This window comes from Pseudomyxococcus flavus, assembly GCF_050038885.1.
Taxonomy (GTDB): domain Bacteria; phylum Myxococcota; class Myxococcia; order Myxococcales; family Myxococcaceae; genus Myxococcus; species Myxococcus flavus.
The window spans coordinates 8,512,421-8,537,699 of record NZ_CP143624.1; the positions used below are offsets into that span (position 1 = coordinate 8,512,421).

General features: G+C 71.1%; 21 protein-coding genes. 11 read left to right on the top strand and 10 right to left on the bottom strand.

The window, feature by feature from the left end; translation table 11 throughout:
- Positions 1 to 70: 70 nt before the first annotated feature.
- The 3 genes from VZL07_RS35390 to VZL07_RS35400 all read right to left on the bottom strand — a co-directional run bounded on the left by VZL07_RS35390 (position 71) and on the right by VZL07_RS35400 (position 4,994).
- On the bottom strand, positions 71 to 2,299 hold the full coding sequence (locus VZL07_RS35390) for a serine/threonine-protein kinase (RefSeq protein ID WP_426752355.1): 2,229 nt from the start codon (positions 2,297 to 2,299) through the stop codon (positions 71 to 73).
- Entirely contained in the window at positions 2,296 to 3,960 is a 1,665-nt protein-coding gene (locus tag VZL07_RS35395; RefSeq protein ID WP_426752356.1) for an adenylate/guanylate cyclase domain-containing protein, read from the bottom strand. The genes VZL07_RS35390 and VZL07_RS35395 overlap by 4 nt, the downstream gene beginning before the upstream one ends.
- Before the next feature lie 107 nt (positions 3,961 to 4,067).
- Positions 4,068 to 4,994 carry a hypothetical protein gene (locus tag VZL07_RS35400; RefSeq protein ID WP_426752357.1) on the bottom strand — a complete coding sequence of 309 codons (927 nt, stop codon included), beginning with the start codon at positions 4,992 to 4,994 and terminating at the stop codon, positions 4,068 to 4,070.
- Positions 4,995 to 5,064: 70 nt separating this feature from the next.
- Between VZL07_RS35400 and truD the strand changes: the two genes are divergently transcribed.
- The 7 genes from truD to VZL07_RS35435 all read left to right on the top strand — a co-directional run bounded on the left by truD (position 5,065) and on the right by VZL07_RS35435 (position 13,514).
- Positions 5,065 to 6,639 (top strand): tRNA pseudouridine(13) synthase TruD, encoded by a 1,575-nt coding sequence (truD, locus tag VZL07_RS35405; protein WP_426752358.1) that lies wholly within the window; start codon positions 5,065 to 5,067, stop codon positions 6,637 to 6,639.
- A gap of 111 nt (positions 6,640 to 6,750) precedes the next feature.
- Positions 6,751 to 7,320 carry an RNA polymerase sigma factor gene (locus VZL07_RS35410; protein WP_426757440.1) on the top strand — a complete coding sequence of 190 codons (570 nt, stop codon included), beginning with the start codon at positions 6,751 to 6,753 and terminating at the stop codon, positions 7,318 to 7,320.
- Positions 7,317 to 7,820: a hypothetical protein gene (locus VZL07_RS35415; RefSeq protein WP_426752359.1), complete on the top strand. Its 504-nt coding sequence runs from the start codon at positions 7,317 to 7,319 to the stop codon at positions 7,818 to 7,820. Before VZL07_RS35410 ends, VZL07_RS35415 begins: the two co-directional genes overlap by 4 nt.
- 7 nt (positions 7,821 to 7,827) lie before the next feature.
- The gene (locus VZL07_RS35420; protein WP_426752360.1) at positions 7,828 to 9,276 is read left to right on the top strand and encodes a hypothetical protein; all 1,449 of its coding nucleotides are present in this window, start codon (positions 7,828 to 7,830) and stop codon (positions 9,274 to 9,276) included.
- Positions 9,277 to 9,509: 233 nt separating this feature from the next.
- Positions 9,510 to 10,856 carry a 2Fe-2S iron-sulfur cluster-binding protein gene (locus VZL07_RS35425; protein WP_426752361.1) on the top strand — a complete coding sequence of 449 codons (1,347 nt, stop codon included), beginning with the start codon at positions 9,510 to 9,512 and terminating at the stop codon, positions 10,854 to 10,856.
- Entirely contained in the window at positions 10,853 to 12,370 is a 1,518-nt protein-coding gene (locus tag VZL07_RS35430) for an FAD-dependent oxidoreductase (RefSeq protein WP_426752362.1), read from the top strand. Before VZL07_RS35425 ends, VZL07_RS35430 begins: the two co-directional genes overlap by 4 nt.
- Before the next feature lie 349 nt (positions 12,371 to 12,719).
- Positions 12,720 to 13,514, top strand: a complete 795-nt coding sequence (locus VZL07_RS35435; RefSeq protein WP_426752363.1) for a trypsin-like serine peptidase — start codon at positions 12,720 to 12,722, stop codon at positions 13,512 to 13,514.
- A gap of 17 nt (positions 13,515 to 13,531) precedes the next feature.
- Here VZL07_RS35435 and VZL07_RS35440 read toward each other — a convergent pair whose 3' ends face one another.
- Positions 13,532 to 14,389 (bottom strand): SDR family NAD(P)-dependent oxidoreductase, encoded by an 858-nt coding sequence (locus VZL07_RS35440; RefSeq protein WP_426752364.1) that lies wholly within the window; start codon positions 14,387 to 14,389, stop codon positions 13,532 to 13,534.
- Positions 14,390 to 14,545: 156 nt separating this feature from the next.
- On the opposite strand from VZL07_RS35440, the gene VZL07_RS35445 reads away from it, so the two are divergent.
- Complete coding sequence (locus VZL07_RS35445; RefSeq protein ID WP_426752365.1) at positions 14,546 to 15,007, top strand: universal stress protein; 462 nt, start codon at positions 14,546 to 14,548, stop codon at positions 15,005 to 15,007.
- 154 nt (positions 15,008 to 15,161) lie between these two features.
- On the opposite strand, the gene VZL07_RS35450 is transcribed toward VZL07_RS35445, so the two are convergent.
- Entirely contained in the window at positions 15,162 to 16,094 is a 933-nt protein-coding gene (locus tag VZL07_RS35450; protein WP_426752366.1) for a hypothetical protein, read from the bottom strand.
- Positions 16,095 to 16,355: 261 nt separating this feature from the next.
- On the opposite strand from VZL07_RS35450, the gene VZL07_RS35455 reads away from it, so the two are divergent.
- Positions 16,356 to 16,880 (top strand): hypothetical protein, encoded by a 525-nt coding sequence (locus VZL07_RS35455; RefSeq protein WP_426752367.1) that lies wholly within the window; start codon positions 16,356 to 16,358, stop codon positions 16,878 to 16,880.
- A 1-nt stretch (position 16,881) separates the two neighbouring features.
- On the opposite strand, the gene VZL07_RS35460 is transcribed toward VZL07_RS35455, so the two are convergent.
- The 4 genes from VZL07_RS35460 to VZL07_RS35475 all read right to left on the bottom strand — a co-directional run bounded on the left by VZL07_RS35460 (position 16,882) and on the right by VZL07_RS35475 (position 21,356).
- Entirely contained in the window at positions 16,882 to 17,667 is a 786-nt protein-coding gene (locus tag VZL07_RS35460; protein WP_426752368.1) for a lysophospholipid acyltransferase family protein, read from the bottom strand.
- 18 nt (positions 17,668 to 17,685) lie between these two features.
- Complete coding sequence (locus tag VZL07_RS35465) at positions 17,686 to 18,468, bottom strand: exodeoxyribonuclease III (protein ID WP_426752369.1); 783 nt, start codon at positions 18,466 to 18,468, stop codon at positions 17,686 to 17,688.
- An 81-nt stretch (positions 18,469 to 18,549) separates the two neighbouring features.
- Positions 18,550 to 20,280 carry a lamin tail domain-containing protein gene (locus VZL07_RS35470; protein ID WP_426752370.1) on the bottom strand — a complete coding sequence of 577 codons (1,731 nt, stop codon included), beginning with the start codon at positions 20,278 to 20,280 and terminating at the stop codon, positions 18,550 to 18,552.
- Positions 20,281 to 20,402: 122 nt separating this feature from the next.
- Positions 20,403 to 21,356, bottom strand: a complete 954-nt coding sequence (locus VZL07_RS35475) for an alpha/beta fold hydrolase (protein ID WP_426752371.1) — start codon at positions 21,354 to 21,356, stop codon at positions 20,403 to 20,405.
- 86 nt (positions 21,357 to 21,442) lie between these two features.
- Here VZL07_RS35475 and VZL07_RS35480 point away from each other — a divergent pair, with 86 nt between their 5' ends.
- On the top strand, positions 21,443 to 22,225 hold the full coding sequence (locus VZL07_RS35480; RefSeq protein ID WP_426752372.1) for a phytanoyl-CoA dioxygenase family protein: 783 nt from the start codon (positions 21,443 to 21,445) through the stop codon (positions 22,223 to 22,225).
- A gap of 3 nt (positions 22,226 to 22,228) precedes the next feature.
- Here VZL07_RS35480 and VZL07_RS35485 read toward each other — a convergent pair whose 3' ends face one another.
- Positions 22,229 to 24,298, bottom strand: coding sequence for an ATP-binding protein (locus tag VZL07_RS35485; RefSeq protein WP_426752373.1), 2,070 nt, complete (start codon positions 24,296 to 24,298; stop codon positions 22,229 to 22,231).
- 186 nt (positions 24,299 to 24,484) lie between these two features.
- On the opposite strand from VZL07_RS35485, the gene VZL07_RS35490 reads away from it, so the two are divergent.
- Positions 24,485 to 25,273 carry a WbqC family protein gene (locus VZL07_RS35490; RefSeq protein ID WP_426752374.1) on the top strand — a complete coding sequence of 263 codons (789 nt, stop codon included), beginning with the start codon at positions 24,485 to 24,487 and terminating at the stop codon, positions 25,271 to 25,273.
- The last annotated feature ends 6 nt before the right edge of the window (positions 25,274 to 25,279 follow it).

Sequence of the window (25,279 nt, forward strand, 5' to 3'; positions counted from 1 at the left end):
GTCGCGGAGCCTGCCGAGGGCAAGGTGGGAATGAACGGGCGTTCGCGCAAGCCCACGCCCGGCGGGCGCGCTACTCCACGCCCTTGGCGACGCGGCGAACCGGCCGGGGCATCAGGTGCCCCCGGACCTTCAGGTCGTCGAACGAGCAGGACAGGTTCCGGCAGCCCAGCGCCACCTTGCCGACGCGATCCTCCAGGCCCACCAGCAGCTTCCGCGCGAAGCGCTCGTTGTTGAGGAACGCCTCCACCAGCACGCCCGAGCTGTTGCGGCGCATCTGCAGCCGCACCTGGTAGGGGCCATGGGCCGGCAGCGGCATCTCGTCCTCGACGAGCGCCTCCGTGTCCTGGGCGCTGTTGCCCACCACCTCGCGCCCGTCCGGCATGAAGTAGCGCCACGCGAGCCGCATGCCCACGTCCGGGATGGCGAACGCGGAGATCTGCAGGTCCTTGATGCGGAACGCCAGCTCACCATAGTGCTGGGCATCCGCCTCCTGCGCGTACTCCGGCCCCAACGGGTTGACATCCAGCAGCACTTCCGCCGCGAAGTCGTTGGACGAGAAGTAGCGGTGCGCGATGTACGCGCGCGGAATCAGCCGGCGCCCGTTGGTCTCCTTGCCCGCCTGCAACGCCTGGAGCTCCCCATCCACCAGCCGCCACTGGCCGCTATGGACGTTGACCTCCTCGTTGCCCTCGTTGAAGCCCAGCTCCAGGCGCGACGTGCCCCCGGGCTTCGAGGGCTCCGCGAAGCTGATGGACGAGAACACCTCGCCGTAGGTGTTCGGCGGCAGCACCTGGTTCTTCGGCGAGCGCACCTTCACGCCCTGCGTGCCGATGATGACGCGCTGATCATCCCCCAGGTGGAGGCTCACCGGCCCCACGAACCAGCGGACCGCGAAGCCCAGCACCGCCAGCCCGCCCACCACCGACAGCCCGCCGCGCACGCGCCGCCAGCCCGAGCGGAGCTGCCGGGAGATGGGGCTCGGCTTCACCGGCCGCGCGGACGCGGGCACCAGCCGCCCCTCCACCTCGCTCCGGGGGATCCCCGGCGCGGAGCTGGTGGCGATCATCGCCTCCAGCGCGGCGCACAGCTCGCTGGCCTGGGCGTAGCGCGCGTCCGGGTCCTGCTCCAGCAGGCGGTCCACCACCACGTCCACGCGCGGATCCAACCCCGGCCGCTTCGCGGAGGGCAGCTTGAAGCGTCCCAGCGGCAGCTCGCCGGTGAGCACCTCATAGAGGATGACGCCCAGGGAGAAGAGGTCCGCGCGCCCGTCCACGTTCTTCGCGTCGCGGCGCTGCTCGGGGGCCATGTAGTTCAGCGTGCCCATGGCCACCGACGTCGCGGTGAGCTGCAGCCGGGAGTCCGGCTCGCGGATGCCCGCCAGGCCGAAGTCCGCCACCTTCACGTTCCCGCGGCCGTCCAGCAGGATGTTCTCCGGCTTCAGGTCGCGGTGGATGATGCCCTTGTCGTGCGCGCACTCGATGGCGCGCGCCACCGCCAGGAGGAGCTTCAAGCCCTTCTCCGGCGTGAGCCCGGCGGACATCGCCTCGCGCAGCGAGCGGCCCTCCACGTACTCCATGACGAAGTAGTAGTGCTCGCCCGCCACGCCGCGGTCGATGATCTGGATGATGTTCGGGTGGTTCAGCGCCGCCAGCGCCGTGGCTTCCTTCTCGAAGCGCGTGACGAACTCGGGGTCCTTCGCCAGCCGCGGAGGCAGCAGCTTCACCGCCACCGTGCGCCCCAGCGACTGCTGCCGCGCCAGCCACACCTCTCCCATGCCGCCACGGCCGAGCATCTCCAGCAGCTCGAAGCCGGGCAGATCCACCTTGCCGCCCCCCACGAAGGTCTGCTCCAACATCCCGTCCAAGTCTGAACGCGCGCTCCCCGGCCCCGTCTTCACGCCCGAGCGTACCAGGGTCTCATCCACCGGGGCATCATCGAAGGTCGCGCTGGAGGGGACGGCCACGCCGCTGGTTCCCGGTGCGGGCACCCCCGGCAGCCCGTGCCCCGCACCGTTCGTCACGGGAGACGGCGCCCGGGAGAGGGAGATCTCCACGCCCGGCTCCGGCTCCGCGTGCGGCACCACCGTCACCACGCCGGACGTTCCGTTGGCGTGCGCGCGGGGCTCCGCGCCCCCGCGGCCCGTGGGCACCATCGTGTTGCGGGCCACCTCGGCGGCCACGTCCAGCCGGCGCGCCTCGAAGCGGATGCCGCAGCGGCACTGGACGCGCTGGCCGCTCACGTACACACGGATGTCGTGTACGTGGCCGCAGTTGGGGCACGCCTGCGTGGTGGTGTTCATGCGCGGCGGGAGGAGGAAGCGGCCGTGGTGTATTCCAGACCATGGACGCGGTAGGTGGGCACGGCCTTCTCCTTGCCCTTCACCTGCAGGGCCGGCAGCCCCTCCACGTCGAAGCCGGCGCCCGCCTTGCGCACCGTGGTCTCGGAGGCCAGCACCTCACCGCTCTTCGCCATGCCGCACAGGCGCGAGGCGGTGTTCACCGTGTCACCAATGGCGGTGAACTCGTGGCGCTCGGCACTGCCCATGTAGCCCACGACGGCCTGCCCGGTGTTGACGCCGATGCCGACCTCGATGGGCTGCTTTCCCTCCGCCACGCGCTTGCGGTTCAGCTCGTGGACGGCGTCCTGCATCTCCAGGGCGGCGCGCAGCGCGCGGGCGGCGTCGTCCGGATGCGACAGCGGCGGGCCCCACACGGCCATGACACAGTCGCCAATGAACTTGTCCAGGTTCCCCTCGTGGCGGAACACCACGCCGGCCATGGCGGTGAAGAAGGCGTTGAGCATGGCCACCACCTCCTGCGGAGAGTCGTTCTCCGAGATGGTGGTGAACCCGCGGATGTCCGCGAACAGGCAGCTCACCTCCGCCAGCCGGCTCTGCGCCAGGTCCTCCGTCTCGCCGGCGATCACCGCGTCGGCGACGGCCTTGGACAGGAAGCGGCTCAGCTCCGCGCGCGTCACGGCCTCGGCGCGGACCTGCTCGGCCAGCGCGACGTTCTCCAGCGCGATGCTCGCCTGCGAGGCGATGCCGGAGAGGATGGTCAGATCCTTCTCCGAGAAGGCGTTGATCTGCTGGCGGCTGTCCAGGAAGAGGACCGCCTGGATCTTCCCGTTCACCTTCAGCGGCACCGCCATGGCGGACCGGATGCCCTGCGCGACGATGCTCTCCGCCGCGGAGAAGCGCTCGTCGATGATGGCGTCCGCCGTCAGCACCGCCTTGCCCGTCTCCACCACCCGCTTGAGCACGGTGTCGGACAGCATGACGCTGACGGCCTTGTCGGAGCGGTGGTGCACCGCCGACGGGATGAACTCCCCGTCCGCGGCCACCTTCAGGATGACGCCGTGGTCCGCGGACAGCAGCTGGAAGGCCACCTTGAGGATCTGCTCGAAGAGGTCCGTCTGGCTGCCCTGCAGGCTCACCTGCCGGTGGAACTCGTGGGCGATGCGCAGCTTCTCGTAGTCGCGGCGCAGGGCCTCCACGTCCGACACCTGCTCGGCGGGACGGAAGTTCTGCGGCACCTGGTCCATCTGCGCCAGGAAGGCCGGCATGGAGATGGACTGCGCCACCACCGTCACGCCCGGCGCGGTGGGCGGGTTGGCGCTCTCCGGCGCCTCGCCACTGTGGAAGATGAGCCGCGAGGCGCCCAGGGAGATCTCGTCCCCGTCGCGCAGCTTGAGCTCCTTCACCCGGCGGCCATTCACGAAGGTGCCGTTGGACGAGCCCAGGTCCCGGAGGACGAAGTCCTTGCCCACGCGCTCGATGACCGCGTGCTCCTTGGACACCTCCCGGTCGACCAGCCGCAGCGTGTTGGACGGATGCCGGCCCAGGGACGTCGCCGGTCCCAGTGGAAACTCTCCGAGCGTGCCGTCCGCGAAGCGCCCTGTCAGACGGGGGCCGCGAATCTGCCCGGGTTTGGGAGCGAATGGGACGGGGGACTGGCTCACGCGGAAATCCTCACCGGCCCGGACACTACCAGAGGCCATCGGCACCGGGGAACGCTCGGAAATCGCCACTGCACGCCTGAGCAGCATCCGGTTGCCCGGATGGCCCCTCAACGGCCGGGCGAAGGCCGCCCGCCCGCCGTCCGCCGGTCGGAGCCCCCGGCCCGGATGGCCAGCCCCACGGAGGGCATCAAGGTAACGCCGCCCAGGTCCCGCTCCATCCCGAAGAGCTGGGGCCGGCTCCGGAAGTAGCCCGCCGTCAGCTCCGCGTAGAGGTGGACGTACCGGTACCCCACCGCGAGTCCCACCGTGGAGCCGAAGAAGTGGCTGCCCACCGTCGCGGGGAGCGATGCGTCAAAGCCCGACACCGGCTTCCCCTGCTGGGCGTAGTCCACCAGCCGCGCGTCCAGCCGGGTCCGGCTGTAGATGTACTTGGGCGCCGCGTAGAGCTTGAAGATGTCTCCCCAGTCCGCGCTCAGGTACAGGGGCACCTCGACGTCGTAGCGGCTGAAGTCGCCCATCTCCACCACCTCCAGCACGTCCAGGACCGGGCTGCTGAAGAAGTGCCGGGACACCCCAATCCCCAGGGCCAGGTCATACGAGCGCTGCCCCGGCTCCAGGAAGCGGCCCACGTCGTCCCCGCCATGGGCGAGCAGGACCTTGACGTCTCCCCTCAAGGCGATGCCGCTGTAGCGCAGCCCCACGTCCACCCGGTCCACCACCCCCATCCGGATCATCAGCTCCGGGTTCGCACCCGGCGGCGCCACCATCAGCGCCACCCCCGCGGTGAGCAGCCGCTGCTGGGCCTCCTCGCTCAAGGTGTAGGGACGGTCATCCTCCACGGCGTCCCGCGCCGCTTCGCCCTCGTCGATGCCCGCGTCCACCACCTTGATGAGCGTCCCCACCGGGACGAAGACTCCCACACCGCCCGTCACCTGGACCTGCCCCGGGGCCAGGGTCCGGGCCGTCTGCTGCGTGGACAGCGTCGAGGCACAACCGGGCAGCAGGGCCAGGAACAGCCAGGGAAGAAATCGCATGAGAAGTCACGTTATCCCCTTTCTGGCGCAGATGCTTCATTCCGAGGCGCCGCGCTGGTAAGGGGGCGCCGTGCGAATCAAACAGAAGCCCGAGGACTTCTCCGTCAAGGAGTCATACCGTTTCGACGAAGTCGACTCGGGACGCCACCGCGTCTACCTGATGGACAAGCAGAAGCTGTCCACGTTCGACGCGGTGACGCGTCTGCGGGACGCCTTCGGCCTCAAGCCGGGCGCCATCAGCTACTGCGGACTCAAGGACAAGCAGGGCCGCACCGAGCAGATCATCGCGGTGGACGGCGCCGACGTGGACATGCAGGAGCCCGACCTGCGCCTGAAGTACCTGGGGCGCACGGACAAGCCGCTGTCCGCCGCCAACATCACGTCCAACCGCTTCTCCGTCACGGTGCGCGCGCTCACGCCGGAGTCGCTGGGGCCCCTCAACCTGGCCGCCGCGGAAGTGAACCGCCTGGGCGTCATCAACTACTTCGACAGCCAGCGCTTCGGCTCGCTGAAGCACGGCCAGGGCTTCATCGCCAAGGACCTCATCCGGGGCGACTTCGAGGCCGCGCTCCACAACTACATGGCCAAGCCGTCCGAGCTGGACCGGACGGAGGACGCCAAGATCAAGGCCTTCTGGAAGGAGAACTGGGGCCGCTGGGACGCGCGCGTCCCCTACGAGGGCACGCGCAAGTACCACCGCGTCCTCAAGTCCCTGCGCGATCAGCCGGGCGACTACCTCCGCGCCTTCCTGCAGATCGACGCGGACTACCGCGCCATGCTGCTCTTCACCTACCAGAGCTACCTCTGGAACGAGGGCGTGCGGCGCTACCTCCAGCTGATGCTGCCGCGCGAGCACCTCTTCCCCATGCGCTACCAGGCCGGCACGCTGCTGTTCCACCGCGACGCCAGCCCGGAGGTGCTGCGCACCCTGCGCGACGCGACCTTCCCGCTGCTCGCTCCCAACACCACCTTCAGCGACCCCAAGGTCGAGGAGGCCGTACGCTGGGTGCTGGGCCGCGAGAAGCTGCGCCTGGAGGACCTGCGCGTCCCCGGCGCCGAGCGCCGGCTCTACTTCAAGCACGAGGAGCGGCCCCTGCTGTCGTTCCCGCACAAGCTCGTCGTGGGCCGCACGCAGGCGGACGAGGTCAACCGCGGCGCCATCAAGGTGAACGTCGCCTTCACCCTGCCGCCCGGCGCCTACGCCACCCTGGTCATCAAGCGGCTGTTCCACTTCGAGTACGCCGAGGACAGCGCGGAGACCATCCGCGCCTCGCAGCGCCCGAAGCTCGCCCAGGCCGAGGCTGACGCCGCCGCCCACGAGCCCTCCAGCCGCCGGGGGCCACCGCGCCGTGACGAGGGGGCCCCGCGCCGCGCGTCTGGCGCCCGGGGCGGGGACACGGCCCGCCGCCCGGGAGCGGCCCGCCGGGGCGCCTCCACCCGGGAGCTGCAGGCGCCCGAGCCCGCGCCCGGCCGGGCCCGGACGCTCGCCAGCCAGGCCCCCGCCCCCAAGCCCGCCGAGCCCCCCGTGCCGCTGGGCTTCCGCGAGCGCCAGCGCCAGCGCAAGGTCGCCCGCGAGACCGCCCGCGCGGAGACCGAGGCCCGGCGCCCTCAGAAATCCAAGCCCTCGAAATCACGAAAGAAATAAAGATGTGCACCGGGGATGCAATGAGGGGACGGGCGCGCCGTAGGACAAGGCGTGAACGCTCTTGCCCTCGACGACGCCCCTGGGTCGCTCGCCCATGCCATCGGGATGCTGATGGCTGAGGAAGCTCCCCCGCTTCCCTGGAAAGCGGACGTGCTGGCTGCCCGCCGTGGTGACCCGTCCGCCTTCGAGTCGCTGGTGCGCAGCGTGCAGCGCCCCGTCTACGGCTTGGCGCTGCGCCTGCTCCAGAGCGAGGCCGAGGCGGCCGAGGTCGCCCAGGAGGCGTTGCTCCGCGCCTACCAGAACCTGCACCGGTACGACGAAGCGCGCCCGTTCGACCTCTGGGTGCTCGCCATCACCCGCAACCTCTGCCTGGACCTGCTCCGCCGCCGCACCAAGGTGCGCACCGAGGAGCTGGAGCCCATGAAGGAGGTCCTCCCCAGCGGCGAGGCCTCGCAGGAGGATGGCGCCATCGCGCGCGAGGAGCGGCAATCGCTGGAGGAGGCCATGGCCACCCTGTCCGTCGAGGACCGGGAGGTGCTCGCCCTCTATTACGTCCAGAAGCGCACGACCAAGGAGATCGCGCAGATCATGGGCTGCGCGCCTGGCACCATCATGGCCCGCCTGTTCCGGGCCCGTGAGAAACTGCGCAAGAAGATGACCACCGAGGAGGCTCCGCGATGAATCCCGACCTGTGCCCGGACCTCGAAGTCCTCTTCACGGAGCTGGAGGCGGGAGAAGGCCCCGCGCTCGACCACGCCGCCGAGTGCGAGGCCTGCGCCGCGGTGCTGGAAGAGCACCGGCTGATGGAGCAGGACCTGTACCGGCTGGCGGACCCCCTGCCCCCGCCCACCCTGGTGGCCAGCGTCATGGCGCGCGTGTCCGCCGAGCCCGTTCCGCGCCGCCGCGAGGTCTGGTCCGGCGTGGCCATCCTGCTGACGTCCATGCTGGGCGGCCTGGGCTACCTGGTGATGAGCGACCAGGCGCTCGGCCGCCTGGGGACGGGGGTGGCCTCCGTGCTCGTGCAGGGGCGGCCCTTCGTCGAGGGCCTGCTCAGCGGCCTCCATGCGTTGTGGTCCACCGCGGGGCTGGCCGTGGCCTGCACCCTCGCCTTCGTCCTCCTGACCTCCCTGTTCGGCCTCAAGCGGCTCGTCGGCAGCGGCCCCACCCCTTCCGGAGCGTGAGCGCATCATGAAGATCATCTCTCGAGTCCTCTTCCCCGCTCTGCTGCTCGGCGCCCCCGTGGCGCTCGCCCAGGACGTTGCGCCCCAGGCCGGCGTGAGCGCCCCCGCCACCGCCGGCACCATCGACGTCAGCTTCCGCGGCAGCCTGCGCGATGCCCTCAAGACGATTGCCGACAAGGGCGGCCTCAACCTGGTCGTCACCGGCGACCTGGACTCTCCCGCCGAGGTGCACCTGCGCGGCGTCACCGCGAACCAGGCGCTGCGCACCGTGGCCCGCGCGTACTCGCTGCGGCTGGACCAGGACGGCTCCATCTACACGCTGCGCCCCATGACGGAGAAGGAGAAGCTCGCCGCCGCCTCGGGCGAGCTCGAGAGCGAGGGCGCATCCGACGCCGAGCCCGCGTCGTCTCCGGCCGCCAACGCGGTGATGCCGCCCATCCCGCCCATGCCACCGATGCCTCCCATGCCGGAGGCCTTCTCCGAGGAGGTTCGCTCGGAGATGAAGCGGGCCCGGGAGGAGATGAAGCGGGCCCGGGACGAGATGCGGCGCAACATGCGCAACGGCAGCCGCAACGTGGTGGCGCGCGGGCAGAACCTCGAGGTGAAGGAAGGCCAGACGGTGGAGAGCGCCGTGGTGTACGGCGGCAACCTGGTGGTGAACGGCCACGTCAAGGATGACGCGGTCGCCTTCGGTGGCAACCTGGAGGTCCACGGCCGCGTGGACGGTGACGCCCACGCCTTCGGCGGCAACGTCATCCTCGGACCGGACGCGCAGGTGGAAGGCGACGTGTCCGCCTTCGGCGGCTCCGTGGAGCGCGACGACGACGCCCAGGTGGAGGGCAGCATCGAGTCCTTCGGCGGCGCGGGCATCGGCCGCATGGTGGCCAGCGAAATCAAGAAGGGCGTGAAGGAGGCCAAGGACCCGTCCGAGCGCCGCCGCGACCACGACGACGACGGCGCGGGCCTGGCCGGCTTCATCCTCACCTTCGCGGTGCTCTTCGGGCTCGGCTTCCTGGGACAGATGTTCTTCCCCGCGCGCATGAAGCAGCTGGGTGAGGAGGTCCGCCGCAAGCCCATGCAGACCGGGCTCACCGGCTTCCTGGGGCTGCTGGCGATGATTCCCCTGACGGTGGTGCTGTGCATCACCATCATCGGCATCCCCGTGGCGCTGGTGCTGTGGATGGCGGCCCCGGTGGCGGCGGCGCTGGGCTACGCGGCGGTGGCGAGCGAGCTGGGCACGAGGCTGCCCGTCCTTCGCGGCCGGAAGACGCAGGCGGTGGTGCTGGCCCTGGGGCTGCTGGTGCTGATGGTGGTGGGCGCACTCCCCATCGTGGGCACCCTGGTCACCATCCTCGTCGTGTTGATGGCGCTGGGCGCGGTGATCCGCACCCGCTTCGGACAGCGGCCGCAGGGCATGCCCGAGCCCATCATCCCCTCGAGCGAGCAGCCAGTCTGACAGGGATTGCCGGGTGCTTTGCCCGGCGCGTCACGAACCGATGCGAGTCTTTCCGGGGATCGTCACGGGCACTTCATGGCCCGGGACGGTCCCCTCTCGTTTTTCCGTGTGCGCCTTAGACAAGCTCGCGTGCGCCATCACCCCGCCTGTCAGGCAGGCATGTTGGGCATGCCGCGTCATGCCCTCAGAGCCTTTGACCACCCGGTCCGCGTGCGCCATTTTGCGCACACCCTATGCGACGCCTCCCCGACGTATCGCCGCGCGGCCGGGCCATCACCGTGGACCTCGAGGGCGAGAGCATCCCCGCCATCGAGGGTGAGCCGGTGGCGTGCTCCCTCGTTGCCGCGGGCGAGCCCATGCTGGCCCGTTCCATCAAGTACCACCGGCCGCGAGGCCCCTACTGCTTCGCTGGCGCCTGCTCGCATTGCCTGATGCGCGTGGACGGCGTGCCCAACGTCTACGCGTGCCGCACACCCGCGCGCGACGGCATGAAGCTGGAGCGGCAGAACGCCTACCCCTCCGCCAAGGTCGACATCTTCGAGAGCATCGACTGGTTCTTCCCCAAGGGCATGGACCACCACGAGATGTTCGCCGGCGTGCCGGTGGCCGAGCAGGTGATGGCCAAGGTGGCGCGGCAGCTCGCCGGCCTGGGCCTGCTGCCCCGCGAGGCCGCGGAGGACGTGGCCCCCGCGCGCACGGTGCGCACCCGCGTGGTGGTGGTGGGCGGCGGCGCCGCGGGGCTGGCGGCGGCGCGCGTGCTGACCGAGCGCGGCGTGGGCTTCCTCCTGGTGGAGCGGGACGCCTGGCTGGGCGGCCGGCTGGCGCACGGCGCCCCGGAGGCGGGCGCCCCGGCCATCGCCGACGCCGGCAGCTTCCCTCGGGGCAGCGTGCTGACCCAGGCCACGGCGCTGGGCCTCTACGACGACGCGGACGGACGCTTCCTCGCGGTGGGCCTCTGGGAGGGCGAGCAGCCGCGCCTGCTGAAGGTGTACGCGGAGCGCTTCCTGCTCACGCCCGGCGGCCACCCGCCCACGCTGCCCTTCGAGAACAACGACTTGCCCGGCGTCTACGCGGGCCGCGCGGCCAGCCTGCTGCTGCGCCGCTACGACGTGGCGCCAGAGTCCGCGGCCCTGGTCGGCTGGGGCGCGGAGCTGCACGCGCTGGCGAACCTGCTCCACGAGCGTGGCGTGAAGGTGGTCGCGGTGGTGGACCTGCGCGACGCCCCGCCCGCGGGCGCCCACGCCACGGCGGTGCGCGGCAGCGAGCCCAAGGCCCATGGCCTGCGCGGCGTGAGCGCCTTCAGCTTCACGCGCGAGGGCGGCGGCCGGGAGAAGGTGTCGTGTGACGCGGTGCTGGTGTCCGTCCCCGTCAGCCCCAGCTTCGAGCTGGCGCGGCAGGGCGGCGCGAAGGTGCCCTTCGACGAGAAGCGCGGGCTCTTCGTCGTGGAGGCGGACGCGGACGGCCGCACCCACGCGGCGGACGTGTTCGCCGCGGGAGACGTCACGGGCGGAGGCACGGCGAAGGACGCGGCGGCGGCCGGACGGCGCGCGGCCGAGGCGCTGGTGGGAGGGTTGTCATGAGCAAGGCGATGGTTTGCTCCTGTGAGGACGTCACCGTCGACGACATCCGTCACGCGGTGTCCCGGGGCTTCTGCGACGTGGAGTCGGTGAAGCGCTACACCGGCTTCGGCACCGGCATCTGCCAGGGCAAGAGCTGCACGGCGGCGGTGGCCGCGCTGCTGGAGCAGGAGAAGGCGCTCAAGCCCGCGGCGGTGGTGCCCTTCACGCCGCGCCAGCCGCTCTACCCCACCGAGCTGCGGCTGATGGCGTCCGCCCCCGTGGACGAGTCCCAGCCGCCCGTGGGCGGGCTGCCCCAGGAGGTGGACCAGTTCCCCGCGGCGCTGCGCCCGGAGGGGCCGGTGCCCGCGAAGGCGAAGGTGGTCATCATCGGCGGCGGCATCATGGGCCTGGCGCTGGCGTACAACCTGGCGCGCGCCGGTGAGACGGACGTGGTGGTGCTGGAGCGCGGCTACCTGTGCGCGGGCGCGTCCGGCCGCAACGGCGGCGGCGTGCGCATGCAGTGGGGCACGCCGTCCCTGGTGGAGCTGGCCAAGCGCTCCATCGAGTTGATGAAGGGCTTCGCCCGCGAGCTGGGCATCAACGTGTGGCTGCGCCAGGGCGGCTACATCTTCCTCGCCAAGACGAAGCCGGTGGCGCAGCGGCTGGAGCGCAACGTCTCGCTGCACAACAGCTTCGGCGTCCCCACCCGCCTCATCACCCCGGACGAGGCGCGGGGCATCGTCCCCGGTCTCACGATGAAGGACTGCCTCATCGCGTCCTACAATCCGGAGGACGGCGTCATCTTCCCCTGGCCCTTCCTCTGGGGCTACGCGCAGGGCTGCCAGAAGCGCGGCATCCGCGTGGAGACGTACACGGACGTCACCGGCTTCGAGACCAGCGGCGGCCAGGTCCGCAAGGTGAAGACGACGCGCGGCGACATCGCCTGCGACACCGTGGTGCTGGCCGCCGGCGCCTGGAGCCCGCAGATCGCGAAGCTCGTGGACGTGAAGCTCCCCAACGAGCCGCACCGGCATGAAATCCTCAGCACCGAGCCGCTGAAGCCCTTCCTGACGCCGCTGGTGTCCGTGCTCGACAGCGGGCTGTACTTCAGCCAGTCCATGCGCGGCGAAATCGTGGGCGGCATGGGCGACGCCAAGGAGCCCGCGGGCCTCAACATGGGCAGCACCCTGCGCTTCGTGTCGCGCTTCGCGCAGGCGCTGATGGAGCAGCTCCCCCAGGTGGGCCACGTGAAGGTGCTGCGCCAGTGGGCCGGCTGCTACGACGTGACGCCGGACAACAACCCGATTCTCGGCCGCACGCCCGGCCTGGACAACCTGCTCCAGATGTCCGGCTTCGTGGGCCATGGCTTCATGATGGCCCCCGCCGTCGCCGAGCGGATGGCGAAGTGGATGGCCACCGGCGAGTCCGACGAGCTCTTCACCCGCTTCAACCTCCGCCGCTATACCGACGCCGCCGGCCACTCCCGCGAGTTCGGCTCTGGCACGCTGGAGCGCGAGGACATGGTCATCGGCTGAGGCGCTGACGCAGCGCGGAAGCTCCGGGCCGCGCCTGGACCCTGGCACCGGGTCCGGACGCGGCCTCTGTATTTTTCCGGCGGCTGTCCTGGCACGCGACAACGCCCGGGGCGCGATTTGACTCGGGCCGCGCCACTTCCAGCCGTTCGCGCAACTCACGGCCAGCGTTGACGTATCGGCCGGCAGCGTGAAGCGCCTTTACATCAGCAACTGAGTCGTCAGGACAGGGACACACCATTTCCGGCGCCACCTCGGGTGCTGGCGCCGAGGGACGCGCCCTCCCCGGCGGACATGGCACGGCGCGTGCCTCGGCCCCCGGCCGCGCAATCCCGCGCGTGGAGGTGTTCCGATGGTCGCGAAGAGCGTTCGTGCGCTGTTCCTGATGGGAGCCCTGTCTGCCTGTGGTACCGAAGCGCCGCCCGACGTCCCCGATGCGGACGGCGTCGAGCCGCTCCAGTCCCAGGAGTCCAACGTCATCGTGGGCTCGGTGAACTGGGTGAGCGCCACGACGCTGTCCGGCACGCAGCGCACGCGCTCGCGCGCGGTGGGCTACCTCTCCATCCCCGCGGTGGGCTCGCGCTGCACCGCGTGGCTGGTGTCACGCGACGTGGTCATCACCAACAACCACTGCATTGGAAGCAGCTCGCAGGCCTCCGGCGCGCGCGTGTCCTTCAACTACGAGGACGGCGTCAGCGCCTCCGCCCGCGTCTGGTACAACTGCGGCACCCTCATCCGCACCTGGGCCAGCGACGACATGACGGCGCTGCGGTGCACCGCCACCAACGGACAGCTCCCGGGTGACGTGTACGAGCCCCTCACGGTCGCCAGCACCAACGCCGCCAGCAACACGAGCGTCTACGTGGTCCACCAGAACTGCGACTACTACACGTCCAGCGGCTGCACGCCGACGAAGAAGTCCTCGCCGGGCCGGGTGCTCAACGCCAACTACAGCAGCACCGACCTGTCCTACGACGCGGACACGCTGGGCGGCTCGTCGGGCTCGCCCGTGCTGTCCGCGTCCTCGCACCAGGTGGTGGGCCTGCATCACATCGGCCTGGGCGGCAACTCGCAGGGCCGCGGCACGGCCAACACCGGCGTGAAGGCCACCCGCGTGAGGGCGCGCCTGGCGGAGATTGGCCTCTGACGCCAGCGCCCCTCGCCTCACGCCGGTGAGGGCTCGCTGGACGCGGGCAGGACCTGCGGGGCCTGCTGTGGGAGGCGCAACGTCTCCCGCGTCAGGCCTCGCAGCGCCATGCGGCCCAGGGTGCGCTTGAGCCCGCGGGGCAACATCGGCAGCAGCCGCATCACCCAGCGGTGGCCCAGGCCCGGGTACACCTGGGCCTCGCCCCGCTCGAAGCCCGCCAGGGCCTCGCGGGCACAGCGCTCCAGGGACAGGTGGAAGAAGGGCTCCACGCCATCCGCCACCTCCGCCCCCGCCTCCCACAGCGGCCCGGGCGCCACGCGCGTCACCGTCACGCCCCGCCCCTCCACCTCCAGCCGCAGCGCCTCCGTGAAGCCGTCGAGGAAGCGCTGCGTGGCCGAGAAGGTCGCCGAGCCCGGCAGGATGAGCTGCGCCGCACCGGAGCCGATGTTGAGGATGCCTCCGCGCCCCCGCTCCAGCATGGGCTTGAGCAGCCGGTGCGTCAGCAGCGCCGGCACCCAGACGTTGGCGCGCAGCATCGCCTCCACGCGCCCCCAGTCCTCCTGGGCATACAGGGCCTGGTCCCCCTCCGCGGCGTTGTTCACCAGCACGTCCACGCGGACGAAATGCTCCTCCAGCGAGGCGAGCAGCGCGTCCACCTGCTGGGGGTCGCACACGTCGCAGGACTCCAGGATGACCCCCAGCGTCGGGTAGCTCAGCAACAGCTCCTCGCGCAGGGGCTCCAGCGCCTGGGCCTGACGGTCCACCAGCACCAGGGTGCGGACCCGCCGCGCGAGCAGCCGGGCAAGCTCCCGGCCAATGCCCTTGGCCGCGCCGATGATGAGAACGGTTCCATGGTCGATGGGGAGAGGACGCATGACGGAATCCTCGCGTGGTTGAGGTGCCCATCGTGCGCACGTCTTGCGCGGTGCGCCGCCTGCCCCGCAGGGTTTGCACGCCCGGGCCCCTGGCGGCCTGTCAGGCCCCTGGCACGGCACTTCCATCTGGAGCGGGCCATGCCCAGTAAAAAAGACATGGCGACCGTTTCCCGAATCCTCGTTCCCGTGGACCTGTCGGACGGCTCCCGGGAGGTCATCGACTACGCGGTGAAGATCGCGCGACCCTTCAACGCGTCCGTCGAGGTGGTCCACGCATGGGAGCCGCCGCAGTACGTGGCGCCCGACCTGCTGGTGGCCGCGCCGGGGTGGAACTCCCAGTCCCTGGAGCACGTCGCGGTGGAGACGGCGACGAAGGAGCTGACGGCGCAGGTCAACCAGGGCGAGCCGCCCGGCGTCCCGGTGAGCCAGAAGATCGTCGTGGGTGAGGCGGCGTCCACCATCCTGGACCTCGCCGAGCAGGACAAGTGCGACCTCATCGTCATGGGCACCCACGGCCGCCGCGGCCTGCCCCGGCTGTTGCTGGGGAGCGTGGCGCAGAAGGTCGTCGCCCGCGCCTCCTGTCCGGTGCTCACCCTCCATCTGTCCGAGCAGAAGTAGCCGCTCGCGCGGACCGTCAGGGCCGGGCGGTGGGCGCCGCGCCCGCCCCCAGCAGGCGTAGCCGCTTGCTTGCGGGGAGCGGCATGGGCCGGTGAAGGCGCCACCGGGGTGCCATGGCGTCTCCAATCAGAATCAACCTGCCCTCGCGGAAGCCTCACGGCCGGGCGATGGGCGCCACCGGGGGCGCCGCGGCCCTCCGCCGCGCGGCCATGACGCTGGGCACGGCGAGCACCGCCATGGCGGCGACGACGAGCGCCGCGCCCACCAGCTCCAGTGCCCCGGCGCCGGGCTGCCCCAGGGTGACGGAGAGCAGGCCGGTGGCCAGCACGCCCGCCAGGACGCTGGAGGCGCGATTCACCGGCACGCAGAAGGCATTCTCCCGCCCGTCCAGGAGGATGAGGGCGCCGAAGATGCCCGTGCCCTGGGACAAAAGCCCCACCGACACCTCGGTGAACAGGTGGCCCCGCGACAGGGCCTCGGTGAAGCCCGCTCGGAGCTCACCGCACATGCCCTCGCCGCCGAGGAGGGCCAGCACCGCCAGCGTCCCCACGAGCACGGGCGTGGCCACCATCTGCTCCTCCACGAAGTAGCGGATGGACACCTCGCGCTCGCCGGACTTGGCCAGGTGGCTCATCGCGCGCAGTCGGAAGAAGTACGCCGCCAGGTACACGCCCACGTCCGCAGCGGCCAGGAGCGTCAGCGTGGGGCTCACCGACGAGCCCGCGGCCACCGCCACCGCCCCGAAGCTCAAGCCCAGCGCCACCCACGAGGGCCACCGCACCCGCCGTCCACTGATGACGTCCACCACGGGCGCCAGCACGAGCACCCCACCGCGCATCAGCAACATCATGAAGACGATGGACGCCCCCGGCAGCGTGTACGCCAGCGTCGTGGTGCCGATGATGGCCGCCGAGCAGAGCCCCGACAGCAGCGTCCAGCGCCCCGGCACGGGCACCCGGAAACCCAGCACCTCGCGGTGCCCCGCATGCCGCCACCAGCGCATCAGCGAGAGGAAGACGAACATCCCCACCAGGGACGCCGACGTGCTCACCGGCAGCAGCGTGAAGCCGGAGATGCCCTCCCGCATTCCAGGCAGGGCGCCGTCGGACAGCGCCTTCGTGAGCGCGCTGTAGGGGGCATAGGCCGCGAAGTAGCCCAGGGCGTACAGCCAGATGCTCAGGTCGCGGCTGTCATCGTCTCGGAGGGGTGTGGAGGCCAGGGCGTCTTCCCGGATGGGGGTCTGTCATTGGGCACTGCAAACAGCACGCCGGTGCCATGGAGCGGCGCGGTGCAATCACCCTCCGGGCGGCGCGTACGAAGGGCATCCCGGCAGTCACAGGAGCCTCCCATGCGCTCGTCCCCCATTGCAGCACTGGCCCTCGGCCTCGCCCTCTCCAGCCCCGCCCTCGCGGAGGATGACGCGAAGCCACGCAGCAATTTCAAGGTGGTGTGCGCCACCCAGTCGAAGGACGGCAGCCGCGCCGTCCAGGGCACGGACCTGATCATCGAGGCCGGGGAGAAGGTGAAGGACGGCGTCGCGGTGGAAGGCAACGTCATCATCCGCAAGGGCGCGGAGGTGGAGGACGCCGTCGCCATCCAGGGCCGCGTCATCGTCGAGGCGGGCGCCAAGGTCACCGGCAGCGTCGTGTCCCTGGGGGGCGAGGTCCGCGTCCACAAGGGTGCCCGCGTCGAAGGCGACGCCGTGGTCCTCGGCGGCCGGCTGAAGGTGGATCAGGACGACGCCGTCAAGGGCGACAAGGTCAGCCTGTCCTTCGAGATTGGCGGCCGCGACCTCGTGCGCGGCTTCATCGAGGACGTGCTCGCCGAGGAGACGGGCTGCCACATCGTCGACGAGAACGACAAGGACGTCTGAATCACACCGCGCTGGCGGGCCCCGGAGGCACGGCCGCCTCCTCGGGCCCGGAGCGCGTCAAGGGCATCAGCGAGGCGCGCAGCGCGAGGATCTGCTCGCGCGCCAGCTCCTTCAGCCGCTCCACATCCGCCAGCGTCATGCCCTTGGTGGAGATGGGCGTGCCCACCGTCACCAGCCCGCGCGAGGTGGCGAAGCGCCACGAGTGCTTCGGCAGCGCCCGCCGCGTCCCGCTCACCGCCAGGGGCAGCACGTCCGCCTGCGCCTCGATGGCCAGCCGGAACGCGCCGTCCTTGAAGGGCAACAGCTCGTCCGTCTTCGAGCGCGTGCCCTCCGGGAAGATCATCACCGGCATGCCCTTGGCCAGCCACTGGCGGCACCTCGCCATGGCGCCCGTCGCCGAGTCCCGGTCGCCGCGGTGCACGGGGATGTCCCCGGCCAGCCACATGCTCCAGCCCACCACGGGAATCTTGAAGAGGCTGGCCTTGCCCAGCCACTTCATCTCCCACGGCAGGTGCGAGATGAGGAACGGGTCCGCGTTGGACTCATGGTTGCTCACCACCACCGTGTTCGGCCCCACCACGTCCGGCACCGCGCCGTGCACGCCGAAGCGCCAGTAAGGCGTCAGCTTCGCCGCGGTGACGCCGATGAGCCGGAAGCACCGCCCCGTGACGTAGCGCTTGCGGTCGAAGGGCCACGTGACGATGGCAAGCACCAGCTGCACGAAGAAGCCAACCAGCGCCACCAGGCCAATCTCGATCCACGTCCAGATGGAGAGCAGTGCGTTCATGAGAGCCTCGAGCAAGCGTCAGCGAACCGCGGGGTCCAGATCCACGCTCACCGGACAGTGGTCCGAGCCGAGCACGTCCGGGTGGATGCCAGCCTTGCGCACGTAGGCCATGGCCGCTGGCGAGGCCAGGACATAGTCGATCCTCCAGCCGATGTTCTTCTCCCGCACACCGGCCCGACTGCTCCACCACGTGTAGTGGCCCGCACCTTTATTGAAGTGGCGGAAGGTATCCACCCATCCGGCGCGAATCCACCGGTCGAACTCCTCGCGCTCCTCGGGCCGGAACCCGCTGTTCTCCCGGTTCTCCCGGGGCCGCGCCAGATCGATTTCTTGATGCGCCGTGTTGAAGTCCCCCACCACCAGCACCCGCCCGCCGTCGCGCAGGGGCTTCTCGAGCCGCTCGAAGAGGCGCCGGTAGAAGTTCAGCTTGTAGGGGATGCGGCTGAGGTCCCGGTCCTTCCCGTTCCCATTGGGGAAGTACCCGTTCACCACCGTGAGCTTGCCAAAGCGGGCAATCTGCAGCCGCCCCTCGACGTCCAGCTCACTCACGCCGAGCACCGTCACCACTTCGTCGGGCTCCAGGCGGCTGTACAGCCCGACGCCGCTATAGCCCGGCCGCTCCGCCGCCACGAAGTGCGTCTTCCACCGGGGCGGTGAGCGCACCTCGTCGGGGATCTGGTCGGCGCGCGCGCGGACTTCCTGCAGGGCCACGACTTGCGCCCGGCACCCCGCCAGCCAGGGCAGGAAGCCCTTGCGGTGCACCGAGCGCAGTCCGTTCACGTTCCATGAAACGACTCGCACGGGGAAGGCTTATGGCCCGCCCCGTGCGGCATTACCAGCCCCTACCGCTCACACGGGCGGTAGGGGTTGGGACACAGTCGACTACGGCTCCGCGGGGCTCGCGGCGTTCTGCGGCTGACGCGTCGGGCGGAGGATGAAGTCCGCCGAGTTGTCGTTCGAGTCGTAGGCGTTGCCACGCAGCTCGTCCGAGCCGCCGACGACCATCGTGTCGACGGTCGACGCGGCCGAGGCCTTGCGCTCGTAGCTGCCCGCCGTGGGCGGCACGTTTCCGATGCGGGTGCCTTCCGGCTGGTTGGCGGTGTTACCGTAGCCTACCGTGTCCACCACCAGCGGCGAGGTGATCGGGTCGTTCAGCGCCATCTCCGGGTAGCCGATGCGCACGTGGCCCGAGGTACCGCTGAAATTGAGCGTCCCACCCCAGCTCGCGTCACCCGCCACGGTGTTGCCAGACGAGCTCGCGTACCCGCCCGACACCGCCAGGAAGTAGCCACGCGGCGCGATGATGGAGTTCGCGGGCAGCGTGAAGGAAGCGTTGTAGCCGGAGGTGCCCGTGGCGGACTTGTACTGGATCTTCCAGCCGCTCACGTCCACCGGGCTCGACGTCGGGTTGTAGAGCTCGACGAACTCGTCGCCGGCGCCGCCCGGGCCCGCGGCCGCGAACTCGCTGATGACGACGTGGTTGGTGCTGACCGCGCTCACCTGGACCGCCGCCGCGATGGACGCGCCGTCGAGCGACGCGACGAGCTGTCCCTCACCGCCCGTGCTGCCCGCCGTGAAGTCGAACTTCGCGGACAGGCTGTTGGCCGGCACCGTCACCGTTGCCGGCACCGTGCCCAGCGAGGTGGGCTCCAGCGCGAGCTGGATCACCGTGTCCTGCGCGGGAGGCACGTCCAGCTCCACCGTGAAGCCGCGGCTCTCGCCAGCGCTCACCGAGACCACCTCGGGCGACAGCGTGGACAGCTCGGCCACCTGGTTCTGAGCCAGCACCCGGACCGTGGCCTGGCGCGTCTCGTTGCCCAGCGTCGCCGTCAGCGTCGCCTTGTCCGTCTCCGGATCCGCGTCCAGATCCGCCGTCACCTGCACCGTGGCGGAGCGCTCGCCCGGGGCGATGCGCACCAGACCGCCCTGCACGCTGACCACGGGGCTGGACGAAGCGACCTCGACCCAGACCTCCGCCGGAGCGTCCTCACGCAGGCTCACCGTCAGCGCCTCGGGGAACGTCGCCCCCGTGCTGCCAGAGCGCGCGAAGGTGCCCGTCGGACCAAAGCTGTCGAGCGAGACCTGGACCGTACCGGCGTCCGTGCCGGAGTCGGGCTCACCCGAGCCACCGTCCTCCGCCGTGCCGGAGTCGGGCTCGCCGGTGCCGGAGTCCGGCTCACCCGAGCCGCCATCCTCCGCCGTGCCGGAGTCGGGCTCACCGGAGCCTCCGTCCTCCTCACCGGTGCCCGCGTCATCGGGCGTGCCGGCATCGTCCTCGATGACGCCGCCGTCCTCTTCACCCGTGCCAGCATCTTCCTCGGTGCCAGCATCTTCCTCGGTGCCGGCGTCTTCCTCGGTGCCAGCATCCTCCTCCGTGCCAGCATCCTCCTCGGTGCCAGCATCGTCCTCGCCAGTACCGGCGTCAGGCGTGGGGCGGCAGGTGTTCTCGCAGCCATCGCCATTGTTTCGGTTGCCGTCGTCGCACGTCTCGCCGGCTTCGATGATGCCGTTGCCACAGACGGGCCGGTTCTCATCGGGGTCATCGCCACAAGCGGACATGAAGAGAAGCAGTGCGGACAGCGGCGCCAGCAACTGCCGGAAGGACCAGGGCATGAGTCAGGAGTCTCCGTTGAAGCTTGAAGAACCCCCTGCATCCCATAACTGTCGCCACCAACGCAATCCGGGCGGCAGATTCCGATTTCACTGGACCCCTGCCCGGGCTGCGCTCCTCTGGATCAGGCGCCCTGCGTCGGAGGCGGCGGAGCCTCCAGCCCGTGGTCCACGAGGAAGAACCGCACGGCTTCGGCAATCTCCGCGCCCGCCTCCAGCAACCCCGCGTGCCCCGCGTCGTCCACGCGCATCCAGTGGGCGTGCGGCATCAAGTCACGCATTCGTTCCATTTCACGGAGCGGCACCAGCAAATCGTTGCTTGCGGCGACGATGAGCGTGGGCACCTGCACCGCCCTGGCCACATCCCACGCGTGGCCTTCCACCATCCCTCGCAGGGTGTACCAGTATGCCTGGGGGCTCATCCGCCGCAGGGCGCGCATGAACTCGTCGATGTCCGCCCTCGGAGCCCGGGCCCGGAGCGCCCCCACCACGCGACCCAGGGGGTAGGCGAAGCGGCTGGCCATCACCGCGTGGGCCACGGGCGCGGCCAGCGGCAGCGTGGGCGTGGCCAGCTTGAGCATGCCCCGGGTGGCGGACAGGAAGGCGCGCGCGGCGCGGGTATCCGAGCCCGAGCCGAACGCCCCCGGCGCCCCGGCGATGAGCGTCATCGACGGCACCAGGTCCGGCCGCCGCCGGTAGAGGTCCAGCAGGACACGCACCCCCATGGAGTAGGCCACGTGGTGCGGAGGCCGTCCGTCCCCCCGGGCCATCACCGCCTCGGTGACGCGCTCCAGGTCGCCCACGTGGACGGGGATCTGGTAGCCCTCCCCCTGGGAGACGTCGCTGCTGCCATGCCCCCGGTAGTTCCAGTGCACCACCCGGTGGTCCTGCTCCAGGTTGCCCACCAGGTAGCGCCAGAAGTTCTCCGACGAGCCAATCCCATTCGTCAGCAGCACCGTGGGGCGGCCGGCCAGCTCCACGTCGGCGGTGGCCTCCCGGAGGTTGCCGAAGTGGGTATGCCAGGCGACCCGGGTTCCGTCCGGGGCGGTGACGAAGCGCGTGGTGCGTCGGTAGGGCATGCCACCTTCCACCATGGGGCGTACGCGCCGTGCGCGCAAGCATCAACCTGCCCCGCCGGGCCCGGGCCAGGGTATGAGGAGGCGTCATGCTCTGCGTCGACGTGGAACGGTTCGATATCCGCCCTGCCCTCGCCCACTACGCCGAGCACGGCTACGCGCGGCTGGGGCGGGTGCTCGGCGACGAGGGCCTGGCGTCGCTGCGCGAGCGAGCCGACGACCTGATGCTCGGCCGGGTCGCCTACCCGGGCTTGTTCTTCCAGCCGGATGCCACCACCGGCCGCTACGAGGACGCGCCGCTGGGCCTGGGATGGCAGGGGCCGTCGCTGGACTACCGCAAGCTGGAGAAGCTGGAGAAGGACCCGCGCTTCCTCGCGTGGCTGGAGAACCCGCTGTTCGAGCGCATCGCCCGGGCCCTCATCCCCGGCGACATCGTCCTCTACCGCGCCATCCTCTTCCACAAGGGCGAGGCCGGCGGCAGCAACCTGCCCTGGCACCAGGACGGCGGACGGCTGTGGGGCCTCACCCGCGAGCCGGAGCTGCAACTGTGGACCGCGCTGGACGACGCCCCCGAGGACGGCGGCTGCCTGGAGGTCATCCCCGGCAGCCACCGCGGCGGGCTGGTGACGGACCTGGGCGGGGTGATTCCGGCGGACGCGGTGGCGGCGGCCGACGCGGAGGCCCGCGCCCTGCCGCTGCCCGCGCGCGCGGGCGAGGCCATCCTGGTCCACAACCACCTGTGGCACCGCTCCGGCCGGGGGCGCCCCGGCCTGCGCCGCCGCGCCTTCTCCGCCTGCTACATGGACGCGGACATCCGCTGCGTGCGCAAGAAGAAGGCGCCGCGCGTCTTCCCGCCCGTGTTCCGCCGCTGACGCTCAGCCCACCAGCGGCATGCGCAGGGGGGGCGGGTCCATCGGCTCTCGCGCGCGCCGCGCCACCGGCAGGGACACGCGGAAGGTGCTGCCGCGTCCCTCCTCGCTCTCCACGGAGATGTCCCCGCCGAAGCCGGTGACGATGCCGTGGCAGATGGACAGCCCCAGCCCGGTGCCCTCGCCCACCGGCTTGGTGGTGAAGAACGGGTCGAAGATGCGCGCGCGCACCTCCGGCGGCATGCCCACGCCCGTGTCCCGCACCTCGACGATGACGCGGTCCCCGGACGTCCGCAGGCTCAGCCGGACCTCGTGGTGCTCCGGGGCCCCCAGCGGGATGGCCTGCGCGGCGTTGATGAGCAGGTTGAGGAACACCTGCCCGAAGCGGCCCTCGTTGCCCTCCACCAGCGGCACCTCGCGGTAGTCGCGGACGATCTGCGCGCGCTGCTTCAGCTCGCTGCGCGCCAGGGTGATGGCCGACTCGAGCACCGTCTGGACGTTGACGGCGGTGGCCACCTCGTCGTCGCCTCGCGAGAAGGTCCTCAGGTCCCGGACAATCTGCCGCACGCGGTGCGCGCCGTCGGTGGCCTCGCGCAGCACCTCCTCCAGCTCCGCCATGCGGCCCGGCGGCAGCTCCCGCGCCAGGCCGTGCAGCTCGCCCGCGAGGAACGACAGGTTGGAGAGCACGAAGGCCAGCGGGTTGTTGATTTCGTGCGCCACGCCCGCCGCCAGCGTCCCCACCGCCGCCAGCCGGTCCGACACGACGAGCTGCGCCTGCATCGTCTTGCGGTCCGTGATGTCCAGGGCCACGCCCGCCAGCAGCCGCCGCCCGGAGCGCTCCCGCACGATGAACCGGTAGATGAGCCAGTGGCGCTCGGTGCCGTCGCGCGCGGGAATCATCGTCTCGGTGATGTTCTGCCGTCCGGTCGCGAACACCTCCGCGTCGTCGCGGCGGATCTGCGCGGCGGATGCGGCGGGCATCAGGTCCAGGTCGTCCAGGTGGGTCAGGTCCGCTCCCGCCGGGAAGCCGAAGAACTGGCTGTAGCGCGCGTTCACCCAGGTGCGGCGCCCCTGTTCGTCCTTCATGAAGGCCACCGCCGGGATGTTGTCCATGAAGGACGCGAACAGCTCCTGCGACTCCTCCAGGGCGGCCAGCGCCAGCGTGTTCTGCGCCATCAGCTCCTGGCGCGCCTGGGCCTCCGCCGCGTTGCCCATGGCCGCGCCGAGCAGCCCCGCCATCAGCTCCAGCGTGCGCACGTCGCGGTCGTCGAACGCGTTCGGCCGCCGGCTGGTGACGTTGAGCGCGCCCACCGGCCGGCCCTCCCGCCACAGCGGGACGCAGATCATCGACCGCGCGCCCACATGACGGAGCGCCTCCACGTTGACCCGGACATCCGCCTCCGAGTCATCGGTGCGCATCACCTCGCCGCGCAGCAGGCTGGTCCCCGTGAGGCTCCCCTCCACCTTCAGCCGGAAGCCGATGAAGGGCGCCAGGCTCCCGGTGGCCACCAGGTAGTTCACCTCGATGTCCGCCTCCAGCAGCGCCACCGCCGCGCCGTCCGCGCCGCACAGCACCCGCGAGCGCTCGCACAGCACCCGCATCAGCTCGTCCAGGCCGTAGCCCGCCATCGCCACGTCCGCCTGCGCCTGGATGATGGAGGCCAGCCGCTCCATCTCGCCGCGCGCCTCCGCCTCGGACGTCCGCCGCTGTCGCCGCGCCGCCACCCGGCGCTCCAGCAGCACCCGCCGCGCGCGCACCTGCACCGCCGAGTAGGGCTCCGTCAGGATTTCATCCACGCCCGCCGCCAGGAGCGGCTCCAGTGCCTCGTCCGTGGACTCCCGCGCCAGCCCCAGCACGAGCGGCTCCTCCGGCCGCGCCCGCTTCCGCAGGTCATCCAGCCAGCGTGCGTCCCCCACCAGGTCAGCCGCGTCCACCACCAGCACGTCCACGGGCCCGTGCCCCAGCGCCGCTCCCGCCTCCACCAGGTCGGCGGTGACGGACACGCCCTGTCCCTGGCGGCGCAGCTCCTCCGCCACGGGATGTCGCGCATCGGTGGTGAGACACAGGAACTTCATCCAGGTGCCCTGCTCCGTGGCCCCAAACACACGGGGTGAAAAATCCTACGGTGCTGTAGCACGACATTTCCACCCGGGGGCATACCGTGAAGTGGGGTCAGGCAGGCCCCATGGCCTGACGGCAAGGACCGGGTGGGCCGGCAAACGGCTGGCGCCGCACTGGCCGTGGGGCGATATCCTCCGAGCGTGCCGGGCATCCCTGGAGTCGTCGTCGCCGAGCAGCCGCACTACCTGCCGTGGGTGGACTTCCACGAGCAGCTGGCCCGCGCGGGGACCTTCGTCGTGCTGGACAACGTGCAGTGGCTGCGGCGCGGCTGGCAGCGGCGCACGCGCGTGGCCCTGCCGCACAACGTCCCCCTGCCGCCTCCCACGGAGCCCGGGTTCCAGTGGATGAGCATTCCCCTGGAGGATCCGCACCGGGACACGCTCATCAAGGACCTCGCGGTGGACACCCGCCAGCCGTGGGCGCGCGACCACCTGCGCATGCTGGTGTCGCTGTACGGGAAGCGGCCGTACTTCGCCACGCAGGTGCTGCCGCGCCTGGAGCCCTTCTACGACGCGGCCGCGCGCGAGTCCGGCCCGGGCTCATTGCTGCGCGTGCTGCTGGCGAGCATGGCGCTCTTCAACGAGCCCCTGGGGCTGAGCCCGAACCTCGTCCTCGCCTCCACGCTGGACAAGCAGGGCGAGGACAAGTCGGCCCGGCTGGTGGCGTACTGCCGGCAACTGGGCGCGCACACGTACTACTCGGGCCTGGGCTCCTCCCTGTACCTGCAGGTGGGCCTGTTCCGGGACGCGGACGTGCGCGTGTTGTGGCAGCGCTTCCGCCACCCGGAGTACCCGCAGGGCCGCGAGGGCCGCTTCGTCCACGGCATGTCGTTGGTGGACGTGCTGTCCAACGTGCCGGTGGACGAGGTGCGCCAGTGGCTGGAGCCCTCGCCCTGGGGACCGTTCGCGCCCCGGCCCCCGGGCGGCTGACGCCGC

Coding starts and splice junctions, on each gene's coding strand:
- VZL07_RS35390 (WP_426752355.1), bottom strand. CDS start 2,299: ATGAACACCACCACGCAGGCGTGCCCCAACTGCGGCCACGTACACGAC.
- VZL07_RS35400 (WP_426752357.1), bottom strand. CDS start 4,994: ATGCGATTTCTTCCCTGGCTGTTCCTGGCCCTGCTGCCCGGTTGTGCC.
- VZL07_RS35410 (WP_426757440.1), top strand. CDS start 6,751: ATGGCTGAGGAAGCTCCCCCGCTTCCCTGGAAAGCGGACGTGCTGGCT.
- VZL07_RS35415 (WP_426752359.1), top strand. CDS start 7,317: ATGAATCCCGACCTGTGCCCGGACCTCGAAGTCCTCTTCACGGAGCTG.
- VZL07_RS35420 (WP_426752360.1), top strand. CDS start 7,828: ATGAAGATCATCTCTCGAGTCCTCTTCCCCGCTCTGCTGCTCGGCGCC.
- VZL07_RS35425 (WP_426752361.1), top strand. CDS start 9,510: ATGCGACGCCTCCCCGACGTATCGCCGCGCGGCCGGGCCATCACCGTG.
- VZL07_RS35430 (WP_426752362.1), top strand. CDS start 10,853: ATGAGCAAGGCGATGGTTTGCTCCTGTGAGGACGTCACCGTCGACGAC.
- VZL07_RS35435 (WP_426752363.1), top strand. CDS start 12,720: ATGGTCGCGAAGAGCGTTCGTGCGCTGTTCCTGATGGGAGCCCTGTCT.
- VZL07_RS35440 (WP_426752364.1), bottom strand. CDS start 14,389: ATGCGTCCTCTCCCCATCGACCATGGAACCGTTCTCATCATCGGCGCG.
- VZL07_RS35445 (WP_426752365.1), top strand. CDS start 14,546: ATGGCGACCGTTTCCCGAATCCTCGTTCCCGTGGACCTGTCGGACGGC.
- VZL07_RS35450 (WP_426752366.1), bottom strand. CDS start 16,094: ATGCGGGAGGGCATCTCCGGCTTCACGCTGCTGCCGGTGAGCACGTCG.
- VZL07_RS35455 (WP_426752367.1), top strand. CDS start 16,356: ATGCGCTCGTCCCCCATTGCAGCACTGGCCCTCGGCCTCGCCCTCTCC.
- VZL07_RS35460 (WP_426752368.1), bottom strand. CDS start 17,667: ATGAACGCACTGCTCTCCATCTGGACGTGGATCGAGATTGGCCTGGTG.
- VZL07_RS35470 (WP_426752370.1), bottom strand. CDS start 20,280: ATGCCCTGGTCCTTCCGGCAGTTGCTGGCGCCGCTGTCCGCACTGCTT.
- VZL07_RS35475 (WP_426752371.1), bottom strand. CDS start 21,356: ATGCCCTACCGACGCACCACGCGCTTCGTCACCGCCCCGGACGGAACC.
- VZL07_RS35480 (WP_426752372.1), top strand. CDS start 21,443: ATGCTCTGCGTCGACGTGGAACGGTTCGATATCCGCCCTGCCCTCGCC.
- VZL07_RS35485 (WP_426752373.1), bottom strand. CDS start 24,298: ATGAAGTTCCTGTGTCTCACCACCGATGCGCGACATCCCGTGGCGGAG.